13 protein-coding genes and 1 pseudogene are annotated in these 13,326 nt (G+C 33.3%); 2 read left to right on the top strand and 12 right to left on the bottom strand.

All coding sequences use genetic code 11. The features are described from left to right. Nucleotides 1–123 precede the first annotated feature (123 nt). A complete protein-coding gene (locus tag ACO6FI_RS06770) occupies nt 124–957 on the bottom strand; it encodes a Rossmann-like domain-containing protein (RefSeq protein ID WP_485456687.1) in 834 nt (277 codons plus the stop codon). Nucleotides 958–1,154: 197 nt separating this feature from the next. On the opposite strand from ACO6FI_RS06770, the gene ACO6FI_RS06775 reads away from it, so the two are divergent. Then, on the top strand, nt 1,155–2,177 hold the full coding sequence (locus ACO6FI_RS06775) for a hypothetical protein (protein WP_485456688.1): 1,023 nt from the start codon (nt 1,155–1,157) through the stop codon (nt 2,175–2,177). Nucleotides 2,178–2,217: 40 nt separating this feature from the next. On the opposite strand, the pseudogene ACO6FI_RS06780 reads toward ACO6FI_RS06775, so the two are convergent. Beyond that, a pseudogene (locus tag ACO6FI_RS06780) lies at nt 2,218–2,652 on the bottom strand (hypothetical protein). Between the two features lie 246 nt (nt 2,653–2,898). Between ACO6FI_RS06780 and ACO6FI_RS06785 the strand changes: the two are divergent. Next, a complete protein-coding gene (locus ACO6FI_RS06785) occupies nt 2,899–4,572 on the top strand; it encodes a hypothetical protein (protein WP_485456689.1) in 1,674 nt (557 codons plus the stop codon). A gap of 88 nt (nt 4,573–4,660) precedes the next feature. Here the strand turns inward: ACO6FI_RS06785 and ACO6FI_RS06790 are convergent, their stop codons facing one another. The 10 genes from ACO6FI_RS06790 to ACO6FI_RS06835 form a co-directional block, all read right to left on the bottom strand. Beyond that, a complete protein-coding gene (locus tag ACO6FI_RS06790) occupies nt 4,661–5,092 on the bottom strand; it encodes a hypothetical protein (RefSeq protein WP_485456690.1) in 432 nt (143 codons plus the stop codon). A 26-nt stretch (nt 5,093–5,118) separates the two neighbouring features. Next, nucleotides 5,119–6,507, bottom strand: a complete 1,389-nt coding sequence (locus ACO6FI_RS06795) for an aldehyde dehydrogenase (protein WP_485456691.1) — start codon at nt 6,505–6,507, stop codon at nt 5,119–5,121. A 24-nt stretch (nt 6,508–6,531) separates the two neighbouring features. After that, nucleotides 6,532–6,873, bottom strand: coding sequence for a hypothetical protein (locus ACO6FI_RS06800; RefSeq protein WP_485456692.1), 342 nt, complete (start codon nt 6,871–6,873; stop codon nt 6,532–6,534). 50 nt (nt 6,874–6,923) lie between these two features. Then, nucleotides 6,924–7,457: a hypothetical protein gene (locus tag ACO6FI_RS06805; RefSeq protein ID WP_485456693.1), complete on the bottom strand. Its 534-nt coding sequence runs from the start codon at nt 7,455–7,457 to the stop codon at nt 6,924–6,926. Continuing rightward, nucleotides 7,457–9,751, bottom strand: coding sequence for a DEAD/DEAH box helicase family protein (locus ACO6FI_RS06810; RefSeq protein WP_485456694.1), 2,295 nt, complete (start codon nt 9,749–9,751; stop codon nt 7,457–7,459). The genes ACO6FI_RS06805 and ACO6FI_RS06810 overlap by 1 nt, the downstream gene beginning before the upstream one ends. Nucleotides 9,752–9,891: 140 nt before the next feature. Then, complete coding sequence (locus ACO6FI_RS06815) at nt 9,892–10,275, bottom strand: hypothetical protein (protein WP_485456695.1); 384 nt, start codon at nt 10,273–10,275, stop codon at nt 9,892–9,894. Nucleotides 10,276–10,394: 119 nt separating this feature from the next. Further along, complete coding sequence (locus ACO6FI_RS06820; RefSeq protein WP_485456696.1) at nt 10,395–10,574, bottom strand: DUF6440 family protein; 180 nt, start codon at nt 10,572–10,574, stop codon at nt 10,395–10,397. Nucleotides 10,575–10,678: 104 nt separating this feature from the next. Then, nucleotides 10,679–12,058 carry an ABC transporter ATP-binding protein gene (locus ACO6FI_RS06825; RefSeq protein ID WP_485456697.1) on the bottom strand — a complete coding sequence of 460 codons (1,380 nt, stop codon included), beginning with the start codon at nt 12,056–12,058 and terminating at the stop codon, nt 10,679–10,681. Further along, nucleotides 12,046–12,738 (bottom strand): energy-coupling factor transporter transmembrane component T, encoded by a 693-nt coding sequence (locus ACO6FI_RS06830; protein ID WP_485456698.1) that lies wholly within the window; start codon nt 12,736–12,738, stop codon nt 12,046–12,048. The genes ACO6FI_RS06825 and ACO6FI_RS06830 overlap by 13 nt, the downstream gene beginning before the upstream one ends. After that, complete coding sequence (locus ACO6FI_RS06835) at nt 12,738–13,319, bottom strand: MptD family putative ECF transporter S component (RefSeq protein ID WP_485456699.1); 582 nt, start codon at nt 13,317–13,319, stop codon at nt 12,738–12,740. The genes ACO6FI_RS06830 and ACO6FI_RS06835 overlap by 1 nt, the downstream gene beginning before the upstream one ends. Between the last annotated feature and the right edge of the window lie 7 nt (nt 13,320–13,326).

Here is a 13,326-nt window from a genome sequence, read left to right on the forward strand (position 1 = left end):
GTATTTCGTCAACATTTTTAAGACCGTAAAAATGTAATTTATTGCACTTTTAAGGCATTAAAAATGTAATTTGTCACACTTTTAAGGCCGTAAAATCGTTTTCTGCTTATAAATCTAAATTTTTTATATTCCCTGCTTATTGTAGATTACTATTCTTTCGGCACTCTTGCCGAAGAAATGATAACCTGAGCCGCCCTCACTTATAACATCAAGCAGCTCATCAGGTTTTGTCACCAAGATACCGCCCATTACAGTCACTCCTCTTTTAAAAAATGCATCGGGTATCATACCCGCTGTAGGACCTGTAACCAAAATATCGGCACCGGACTTACACATAGCCAGTAAATCAGGTAATGTATCATTAAGTATAGTAACACCTGTAATAACATCAAGGTCGGAATCCGGCAGATACACATTCGCATCCTTTGCAGGTGCAAAATGCTCCAATTCCTTGCCCTTTAGAGTACGTGAGTCCATCTCCAGAACTTTAAAATCTGCATCTGCCGCAAGTAGCTTTTTAAGCATCGGTACCAAAGCACCTATTACAACACTTTTTTTACCCTGAGGAACCTCCATCACATCAAAAGAATCTACATCTATCTCTATTTTATACTCCAAGTTCTTATTTTCTTCCCAGTAAAAAGCCGAAAGTGCATTAAGTGTTGCAATAGCCAGTGTCTTTCTGAGAATATTTGCATGTGAAAGATCGTCCAAATAGCTCTTTACACTCCTTCCGCCAAGTTTACCTGATAAAGGCATAGCCTTTGCGGAGCTTGGACAGCATACAGCCTCCGGAATCTCCTTAACAGGTGTAAAACAAAGCCCTCCATAACCTGTACTTAATTTTACTCCTGAAAAGAACAGTCCGAACACCGCTCTTTCAACTACCATTTTATCCAGTCTCTCTCCAAAATACTCTTTTAAAATATCGGCACTTTCCTGTAATAATATATTCATACTTTATTTCCTTTCTGCCTTAACCTAGTTGGCAAATACCCATGTGATTAATTATAGATGCAATACTTTCCACATTGACTATCTATTCTAACCTAATTTTATATACTATTCCTTTACATCTACAATATCAATATATAAAGTGATATAATAATACCCAGGTTTATAATATTTTTAAATAATCAAAGGAGATGAATGTAATGGGATTTTTTATATCTACATTGGGCTTTGGCGCGTTTTCACTGCTATGCTTTATTTTAGCTGTTTTTATATACTTTAGACTACTTATAGCTGTTTGTACTTTTAAGAAGCTCCCTAAATGGATATATGCCTTAGGTCATATACAGATTACAAGAAGGTCTGTTCAATTTGACGATATTACAGATAAACCCGCACTTATAGAGGCGAGCGTTTTTATGCTGTGTATTATTTTAGTTAATATAATAGTTACCGGTGTGAATTATTTCAAATTACACAATATTGGAAAAGCAATTTTTTCCTGTTTACAAATGCAGTTTGCTATAATTATAGCTGCGATAATACTTTCCGTAATTACCAGACCGCTTATACATTTTTTTATACCCTCATACCGTACGAAATATTCTTACTCAACTACCAATGCGTTGGATGTCCTTATGTTTTTCGCCTCATTTGCATTCACTTTTTTTATATCTATAGCAGGTATTCCGGCAAAGCCTGTAAATGTGCAGATAGCAGGAACTAATGTGATTATCGGAACAACAAAGGTATCCGTTCTTCTTGATAACGGCTTTACCTTTAAAGGAAAAAATGCAGACAGTGAGATTATAAATACTCGAAGCGACCACTTTTACTATGGAGAATATTTGGAATTATATCTTGGTGATAAGTCTTTCGGTCATGTATGTGTCACACCTACATGGAAGGATTCGGATGAACTCAAAAACTGTACTGTAACATCCTTTAAGGTTACACCTGATGATACGGATTTATCTGCTGTAAAGATTAACAATGTAGCGCTGTCGAATTTAGATCTTAACGACTTTGAAAATAAAAATTTGGTAGATATTTTTTCACTGCATCCGACAGATTATGATGAGATGAAAGGTCCTTATTATTTTGTACTTACATTGCAAACTCATGACTATTCTCTGTGGAAGCGCTATAGTATAGAAGCTGATTTTAACTCTGATAACAGTCTTTCATACTACAATGTTATGGCACAGCATACTATATGGGAATAAAAACGGAAAGCTTAAACGGCTTTCCTATTTTTATATAAGATTATCTGATATTCATATTTTCCATACAGTTTTTTAGTATAGTGCTGATATAATCCCCTTTTTTCCTATTGATACATGCAGTCGCATATGTCATTGGAGCTTTGTATACTTCTCCTATGTAATCAGGACTTGTCAAAACAGGCATAGAATAGTATGCATTCTTTTTATTTTTCAAATCTATAAACCATTCTCCGCCTATATGTTTCCTGAAAGTTTCTCCTATGTATACTGTCAAATAGTCTAAGGTCTTAGTATCATTTATCAAATCCTTTATCTAACTGTAATTAGTGAGGATCCAATTTTCAATCTCGTCAAGTGACTCTATGCTGTAGTCAAGTTTTAAATTGTTTTCTTTAGCAAATGTATCTGTAAAGTACTCCATTTTAAAGTCTATAAGTATAATCCATTCTTCAAAGTTTTCCTTAGTATAAGCCATTTTTTATATCCAACTTTCTTAGTTTATATAAATATTCTCCAACCCAATCAATGCTCTACAATTAAATATTTATTTGTATTTAGTATAATCATACATAGATGTAAATACAATATATTTTTTATATATCAAGTTAAAGTAAATATAATTTATAAATTCAAAACATTTAAGTATATTTAGTTAAATTTTAAATAGATTTTTGTACATATATATAGTAAAATTAAATCAAAATTTATGGAGGTGAAATTTATGTCAAAAAAACTCACGTCAAAACTTCCCGTTATTTTCTGTTTTTTAGCCATATGTCTCTTGGCTATATTTGCATCGGCCTGCTCATCAGGTAAAAAGCCTGCAGAAGTACAACAAGAGAATACAGACTCAGATAATAATGTTGGTCCGGACATATCCAATTCTGATAAAAGTGGTAATAAAAACACATCCGATTCCAATAAGTTTTCTCTTTATTTAAAGGGAGATAATTTGTATATGGCTCGCTATAATAACTCTGAAATTATAGACTTGGGACCTTGTACAACCAACGGAAGTGTTATGGAAAAGTTTTCTATAAATGGATATAACAAAAAATTAGATCAATTTTGTTCATTTTCAGATTATGACGGTGAAACCTATACTCTATATATATCAACGTCTAAAGCACCCACAAAGCGAACCAAGGTAGCTGACAAAGTCACAGTACATTCAGCCTTAAAAAACGGTGATATACTCTATATTTCAAATAAAGAGCTGTTTTTGTATAAAGGTGGTAAAGCGGTTAGCCTATTTAAAGAAGATGGCGAAGAGGAAATAAAATACATTATTTCTAAGTCCCAGGATAAGCTTTTAATTGTTCCGGGTGAGCGCAATTATGGCAAAGAGAAATTGATGAATGTATATTTAATCGATATATATACAGGTAATAACACAGTATATTCAAATTTTAATATAAATTCTTTCGATTATTCTTTTGAACTTGATTCAATATGCTATTTTAAGGATAATACAATATACAAGTTGGAAGACGGAAACTCAAAGGAAATAGTAAAAGGTATTAAAGAACCATATAATAGCGTTTCTTATTCTTCTGATACAGTCATCTATGCGTCAAAAGCTGATGAACCAACATCCCTCTATAGATTTGACTTTAACGGTAATGAGGAATTAGTCAGTGATTCATTTGAAAAATTTGTAGAATTTAATATGAAAGAAAATTTTCTGGCATATATCGAAAAAAACTCTGAAGGCAAAATCATTCTAAAAGTAGTACAAAATGGTGAAACACTGGGAGAGTATGAAGATATAGAAGATAATGACAACATATACAGACTCAAAGAATCACACCCTTCTAAATCAAAATATTGGTATTTTTTCTCTGAAGAAAATAAGAAGCTTTGGAAAGTCGCTTTAGAAGGAAGTAAAAAGGGGGAAATTGAACTTGTAAATGATAATGTAACTGATTTTTTAGATTTTGCTTATTCACAAGACTCTAAAGCGGAAAATGATGATTTGTTGTATAAAGCAAAAATCAAAGGGAATGACTACTATTCTTTATTCCTGGATAAAAATATTATCAATGAAAATGTAGGCAAGTATTATTCACCGGCACATTTAGAAAATAACGGTACTGAGAGTTATATTATATATGCTGACACACTCTCTCAAGCTTCATATAAAGATCATAATTATACCTATCATATTTTGGAAAACGGCAAAGATACTATAGTTGCTGAAAATGTAAAGGATTATAACGGATCCCTTCCGGAAAATGAAAAATTCGACAAAACCTATTTTTTAACGGATTATGACGAAAGCAAAGGAGCAGGTGTTTTGAAGCAATATTTAAACGGAAAGCTTAAAGATATAGACAGTGATGTAAAGGGCTTTGTAAAAAATAATACAAGTTCATTTAGCACTATATTCAGATAATAAAGATATAAATACTACCGGAGTCGCACGCAACCCATGTGGATCACGTAAGGCTCCGGCAGTAATATATCTTCTAAAGTATTATACCCTACTTTCCCATGTCTTCCAAACAGTTTTTCAGTATAGTACTTATATAATTGCCCTTTTTCCTATGAATACATGCAGTTGCAAATGTCATCGGTGCTATATAGCTCTCTCCTATGTAATCAGGACTTGTCAAAACCGGCATGGAATAGTATGCATTCTTTTTATTTTTTAAATCTATAAACCACTCTCCACCTATATGTTTCCTGAAAGTCTCACCTATGTATACCGTCAAATAGTCTAAAGTCTTAGTATCATTTATCAAATCCTTTATTTCACTGTAATTAGTGAGGATCCAATTTTCAATCTCGTCCAGTGACTCTACACTGTAGTCCAGTTTTAAATTGTTTTCTTTTGCAAATGTATCTGTAAAATACTCCATTTTAGAGTCTATAAGAATAATCCATTCTTCAAAGTTTTCCTTGGTATAAGCCATAATTTATCTCCGATTTTCTGATTTTTTCAATCATTAAATGATTCCAATATTTTTTTCAACACTCTAAATTTTAGTTGGTTAAAAGGCGCATACCTAATCGGCAAATCAATCTTTGTTTCACTCCAAACAATACTCTTTTTATGGCTGAATGTATCGAATCCGAACTTTCCATGATATGAACCCGTTCCGCTACTTCCTACTCCTCCAAACGGCATATAATGACTTGATACTTGCAGTATAACATCATTTATGCATCCGCCACCGTAAGAAATACTCTTTATAATATGCTTTGCCGTATCTTTATCCCTTGTAAATACATAGCATGCCAAAGGCTTCTCATGCTCTTTTATTATCCTTATTACCTTATTTATATCGTCATATTCTATGATTGGAAGCAGTGGCCCGAATATCTCTTCTTTCATAATTTCATGGTCAAAATCCACATTCGGCAAAATAGTAGGCTCAATCCTCTTAACTACATCATCACCTCTGCCACCTATTATACTATCCTCTGATTTTATCAAATTCATCAGTCTTTTATAATGGTACTCATTTATTATTCTCGGATAAGTATCATTATTTAATGCATTAGGATATCTTCTCTTTATTTCTTTTTGCAGATACTTTATAAATCTGTCCTTAACACTGCTATGTATTAACACATAATCAACGGATACACAGGTCTGCCCGGCATTAAGCAGTTTCCCCCACAGTACTCGCCTTGCAGCAAGTTTAATATCGGCTGTCTCATCTATAATACAAGGACTCTTTCCACCAAGCTCCAAGGAAACCGGTATAAGGTTATTACTTGCCACATTCATTACAATCTTCCCTACTCTTTGACTTCCTGTAAAGAATATATAATCATATCTTTGATGTAGAAGTTCATCATAATCTATATCTTCATCCACACAGAAAATATAGTTTGAACCGAAGGCTTTATTTATAATGTTTTTAATAACTTTTGAGGTATAAACACTCTCTTTTGAGCATTTTATAATGGCTGTATTTCCTGCCGCTATTGCCGCTATAAGAGGTGCTACCGCCAAATTGAAGGGGTAATTCCAAGGTGATATAATAAGCACTACTCCATATGGCTCAGAGCAGACATAATTCTTTGACGGAAATGTAGATATAGCACCTTTTACCCTCTGCGGCCTGCTCCACTTTCTTACACTTTTTAAAGCCTCATTTATTTCGGCATAAACCATTGCAAGTTCACTCATATATGCCTCAGCCTTAGACTTTAAAAGATCTTTATATAAAGCGGAAAGGATTGCTGCCTCATTGTCTCTGATTACCTCCTTTAACCTTTGCAACATCTTTATCCTGTATTTGACCGACTTAGTTGCATTTGTGTTAAAGAAATCTCTTTGTTTATTTATAATTTCTTTTAATTCTACTTTTTTCTCCATAATGTAACTCACCATCCTTCCACATTATAAAATAGATTTAATCGTGTTGAACACCTGCTTGGAGAATTTTGACTCAAAAATTTCTTCAGAAAGCACCAAAGTCACTCTATTTTCCTTTGATGAATATCCGCTGTTAAAAATCAATAAAAACGGCCCTTCTCCGGACAGTTCATCTATATAAAAACCCTTTTCGTCCATCAACTGAAACATTTCCTCATCTCGAGAAACAAAAATATCCGTTGTTTCATCTTCATTATCAATGACAATATATGGATCTTCCCAAAACGTAACACTTTCTTTTATTTTTTCTATAAAAGCATCCTTATCTTTATCCGTATATAAGATGTAGTCAATACCTGTAATCATTTTTTCACCTGCTTATTATAAACTTGTGACTGTTTTATTATCTTAATACACTAACTTATTACCTTAAACATCAATATTTCATCAAGGTCTACTGTTTCTATATCACAACTACCTCTTCCATAAATAGTCACTTCAAGATGATAAAATATCAAACAATGCTTTATATACTGGAGTATTAGTGGTGACTTGCGCTTATATCCATATTTGTTTAGTAATTCTCTAAAACCTATGCATACAAATTTGATTCCGCCATATAATATTTTTATACGACAACTTTTAAAGAAAATATCAAAATCAGAAAAATAACCGCTTAATTGATCTAATTGCAATGTTCTATCCGAATGCTTCAAATCCCTCTGTATGGCAGCAAGTTCTTCATCAATTGCATCCTTATCCAATATATAATGACTCCATTGATATATATCTAACAGAAATTTTCTCTTATTATCTCTGTACTGTTCGGAAAGTAAGCTCTTTTCATTTTCCCATATTGAATCAAGAATTTTACTTTCCTCTCTACAGCCAAGTTTTAAATCCTGTAAGATAAATGCAATATCGATTGCCGAATAAAACAATCCATACATTATTTGTCACTCTTCCTATAATTGCAACTGCGACAAAGAATTTGTAAATTCTCTAAAACAGATTTACCGCCATTATTCATAGCAATAATATGATCCACATGGAAAGGAACTCTGGATCTGTCTGTAAATCCACAGCAGGCACAACGATAATTACCGGCTTCATCAGTATACTTTTTAAAAGTTTCATCTCTTAAATATTTTTCATAATTAGGATCAATCTCACGAATTTTATGGAGCGGTAAATCTTCCAGCTCCTTAGAACCGTACTCTACTTGTTTTCCTTTCCCACCAACATATATTTCAATATCTGATAATTTCATCAATTCAATATCCAGTTGCTTTGAAAAGTATATCTTTCTGCCAAAGAACAATCTAAGCATATTGTCGTCTCCGGAATTCCAAAGCTCATCAATGTATTCAGCTTTTTTACGCACCCCCATGTCTTCATCCCAAATATGCTGTGCAATCTTTGATATATCCAGCTTATTTCTATCCACCTCTTCAAATGTATAGAATCTTGGTGCTTCCTCATATTGAGCATAGTATTTTATGATATTTATAACATCTCTGCTCTCATATGGCGGAATCATTTCACCGCAGAAGAATGAATCCCTGCACTGTGCCTCCATTTCATCAAGCTGTTCTTTTGTCAGATACTCCTCTGTTACATCAAATGACTTGAATAATGACGGAAGTGAATCCATAAGATTCTTATAAGCTTCCTGTGTGCTGTCATATACCATTACCTGATATGAATGATCCATTCCGTTTTCTTCCAGATAATTAAATGCGTACATTCCGATAGGAATTCTTTTTTCAAAAGCAACTCTTTCCAAATCTATTGTATCAACCGAATTATCAAGTATTCTTGCAAACTCCTCAATCTTTGAGATTGCAATCAGTTGAATATCTCTTTTTATGCGCTCGGAATCATCACTATCCTGAAAATCATTATCTCCTGCAAATAAACTCTCCGGATTTACCCATGCAATATGCTCATTCCAATGGTCTATAAATGAAACTATATATGCACTTGAGGTACCACCTGCTACCGTTCCTCGCAATGCTCTACCCACCATCTGTGTCATCAAAATAGATGAAACTGTAGGTCTTGCTAAAAATACTGTTTTTGTCTTTGGCAAATCCACACCTTCAGTCAATATATTTACATTAACAAGTACCTGCAATTCTCCGTTTCTGTAGGCTTCAAGTTTTCTCTCATTATCCTCTCTGCTTACGGTCACTCCTGTAACACCGTCTCTGATATCGGATACAACAAAATCAGACTTAATTCCCGCTTTATTAAAAAGTGCACTAAGCTGAATAGCATGTATTACATTGACCGCAAATACAATTGTCTGACCATATTCATCCTGTTTTTCTTTATATGTTTCAACAATCAGTTTATTACGTGCGGCACTCTCCGCCATCTGACTCGCAATACCCTCCGGCAAGTTATCAAGGTATTGAATCCTTTCCCATGACTCAAGACCCAAAGAATCTCCATAATTTTCTTCAGTAAAGTAGCTTTCAAAAATAGGCTTTGAAAGAATCTGCCTGTTTATAAGTTCTTTTAGTCCTATTTGATATGTTATTCCTATGTCTCCACGTACAACCTGACCATTGCTGACACCGTCAGAATAGATTTTACCTAAAAGTCCCTGCTCCTCCTCAGCAGTACGAAACGGTGTTGCAGTCAGACCTATTAACTTTAAATTCGGAACTTTTTCTTTTACATAGTTGATAACTTTTCTATAGGTTTTTGCAGTTGAATGATGCGCTTCATCCACAACCAAGTACAGCTCCTTTTCTCCTTCAAGCCACTTATCAAGTCTTTCAATATTTCTTCCTATACTGTCCTTACTTATAATCAATAAATTATCATCAGATTTGATATCTATTGTTCTGTCATGACTTGATGCACCTGACACAATTCTGAATCTGAAAGAAGAAATATGTGGTACAACTTCCGTATAAGCAAACTTTTGAAATGACTCAGCAGCCTGATCAAGCAACATCTGTCGATGTGCAATCCAAAGAATTTTCTTTTTCTTATCAATAGCATTTTTTAAAAGCCACATAGAAGCTGTATAAGTTTTTCCGCCTCCTGTCGGCAAAACTACCAAAGTACTGTAAGATTCTTCTTTATTAATCTTATCAAGTGCTTCCATAGCCTTTTTTTGATGCTCATAAGGGCTTCTTATATTCGTTCCGTTCTTAGGTAAAATATCACCGAAAGATTTCACCTCCACAAAAGTTTTCAAATCATTTACAGAGCCTGTTTCCATTCCCATTACCTCCATTATAAATTTATTAATTTAATCTTATCTATATATTAATCGGTATTCCTATCATACTTTATATATCTGAATTTCTCAACTGTAAACCTATACGTAATATGATATATATCCGGTATGTTTTAACCATAATGCCCCTACTCTATTATCTCCAAAATATCCTCTATATCTACTCCCTCACTTAATACAATAGTTTTATTATATCCCTCATCACATAATAAAACTTCCTTTTCATAAGGGAAGTAGCTTCTGAGCCATATGATATATTTTGCATAATCATAGAGCCTGTTTTCAGAGTTAAAATAATCTATCACCAAAACACTCCGGTCTCTATTTATCCAAAGTTCAAACTCGCATTCATCCCCATAATATTCAAAGTGAACATTATATTTGCAGTTTTCATCGCTTTTAACTTCTACACTGACTCCTGAAAATCTTTGTTTAATGTCATTATTAAACTTCTCCAAATCAAAACCGGTATTTTCTTTATCAGTCACATAAATAAAATATGAAACAGCCATATTTCTCCCCATAAAATATTAAATATCCTAAACCATATTATATTAAGTATACATCCAACAGCCTAAAGTTTGAAGTAAAAAAACTGTAGTAGAAGCTATCCTTCCGCTACAGTTTTTATTTATAAATCTTCTTTACCGTTATGTGTTATTACAGGCTTTCCGTCTTTATCAAGTAAAGCTGTCAGACCTCCTGCATATCCGTTTGTTTTAAACAAATAGTTTACACCTGTCTCCGTATCAACCCAGACTTCAAGTATTTCAATTACTCCCTGTCTGTAAACTTTCTTGAAACGATCCATAAAGTATCCTCCGATGTTTTTTTTGATTATATCATATATTAAACTACAGTTTTTAAAGTTTTTCAAAGTTTTGTTTAATAATAAATGATTCTAATACTTTAATTTTAGGATTCTGGGGTCTTAAATTCTTCAAGGCAAAGTATACTGTCTGCGGTTTCATTTAAAAATTCGACATCGTGGGAAACAATAAATATAATATTATCTTCAGTACTCATCTCCTTTATCAGCTTTGAAATTCTTATCATATTCTTATAATCCATACCGCTTGTGGGCTCATCAAAAAATATAAATCTTGAGTTTTTACATAGAACTGAAGCAATGGCTACTCTTTGTTTTTGTCCACCTGAAAGGCTCATAGGATGTCTGTCCTTTAATTCTGTAAGCTCAAGACCATATAGGACCTTATCTAATCTATCCTGTGACAAATCCTTAACCCCAAGTTTTATTTCTTCCTCTACAGAATCTGTGAAAAGCTGATGATTTACATCCTGCATAACCAATGATGAATTTTTCAGTCTTTCTTTTTTGTTCAGAGTTTTCCCGTTAAATATTATCTCATTCTTTCCCTTATCATCAAGGCCTGTCATTACTCTTATAAATGTAGACTTACCGCAGCCGTTTTTTCCGGTAATACCGTAAATATTTCCAAGACCAAATGAAATGTCTTCTATCTTTAACCCGGAACCCTCTTTAAATTTGTACTCGAGTTTTTTAATATTTAAATCATTTCCAACCGGCTTATTTTGTGCTTTCAATACTGTTTTTATTGCAGAACGAAGTCCAAGTTGCTTTTCAGAGTTTAAAAGCTCATCTTTTGTAAGCTCCTTAAAAAGCTCTCCCTTTCTGACAAGAATAATTCGATCTGCCAAATCCGTCAAATAATAAATTCTATGCTCTGCAATGATAAGTGTTATACCCTTATTCTTTAGTATCTGCAGCATTTCTTTTAATATATCAATATATTTATCATCAAGATTTGATGAAGGTTCATCCAGTACTATTATCTTACAACCGGAAATATAGCAGGCCGCCACACAAAGAATCTGCTTTTCACCGCCCGAGAGTTCAAATATACTACGCCCCAGTAGATGCCTTATAGGAAAGAGCTTCAGCATATCTTCCATACGGTTTTCCATTTCCTGTTTACTTAGTCCAATATTTTCAAGATAAAATAAAAGCTCAAGTGTTGTATCAACATTAAAAAAATGTGTCTTGGGATTTTGGAAAACACTTGATATCAACAGTGATATTTCATACAGCTCCATTCCCTTTAATTCTCTATTGTCAACCTTTATAGTTCCGCTGATTTTGGCATTTTCATATTCAAAAGCCAATCCGTTTATAGAATTTATAATAGAGGATTTTCCGCTTCCGCTCTCTCCGGTAAGCAATATGCATTCACCGTCTGCCACAGTTAAGTTTATACAGTCAAGAATCATTTTGTCCTGTTCATAAAACAGTGATAAATTTTCTAATGTGAGCATATAATTCCTCCTGCTACTATAACACTGATTGTTACGGCATAAATAAAATCTATCAAATGTATTCTCACGCTTACATACCTTGTTTTCTTTATAGGATTGGCAATACATCTTGTTTCTGCAGCTTTTGAAATATCGTCAGCTATATTTGACGAAATAATAAGCAGCGGAACTGCTACATACTCAAGATATTTAACAGGATTTTTTGTTTCTATTCCTCTTATTCTCATTGACATTTTAATACTGTTTTTCTCCTCTACAAAAGACGGAAAGAATCTGAACATCACCGCAATAGGGATGGAAACCTCCTTAGGTATTTTTATGGCATCCATTGATGAAATAATACTTCCTACATCAGAAGTCTTGATCATAAATTTACCTGCCGCAAATGGAAGATAAAACATACGACATAGGGCAAACAATGAAAGCATCATCAGTATAAAGATGGGAAACTTTTCCAAATCGCTGAAATCAGGTACGAAAAACAGCACACCAAACCAAAGTATATTTTTTATAGCATCCTTTTTAAATCCGTTTATAAAATACATAGCGGAAATTACAATTACAACTGCCCATTCTAAATAGTGATTTATAGAATTTAATACGGTAACCCCCAATAATGCAACCACAAAAAATTTGGTTATAGGATTCGGATTAAATCTGTTGTCTTTGATGTAATACATCAAACTATACCTGCCTTTATAAAATGCTTTTTCAGTAATATTTTTCCGATATTTGCTCCTATAAGTCCTCCGATTATAGCACCAAGATAAACCAAAGCCATATGCTGATAAGTAATAAGTTTTATCAAAATATCTACATACTCCTTGCCCATCATCATAGATAATTCAATGTATTTCTCCCTTGCCCATAACATTTGCATAAGTGAACCGCAAATCCAAGTATTAAATATTGCAAACGAAAGCATATTGTATTTAAATGAATTATAATGACCGATTCTTCTTATCAACTCGGCTATAATCATTACTGCAAATGCATGAAGTATAATGACATATGTATGTCCCCCAACAAACATAATAAGAGGTGACAGCATTCCGAAAATAAACAATGCCCAAGGTTTTTGTACCTTCGCCATAAATAACATAACAACAGTTCCGCTAACAATTCCCAGTATTGTAGGATATATGAGAAATAAAATCGGAATAACTCCAATCATTCCAACGGCAAAGGTAACTACAATATATATGACTACAAACACACCTATAGTAACCAGATCCTTTATTTTCAGCTTTTTCTCTTTCATATCTTCC

The sequence above is a fragment of the Lachnoanaerobaculum sp. genome (genome assembly GCF_057250505.1).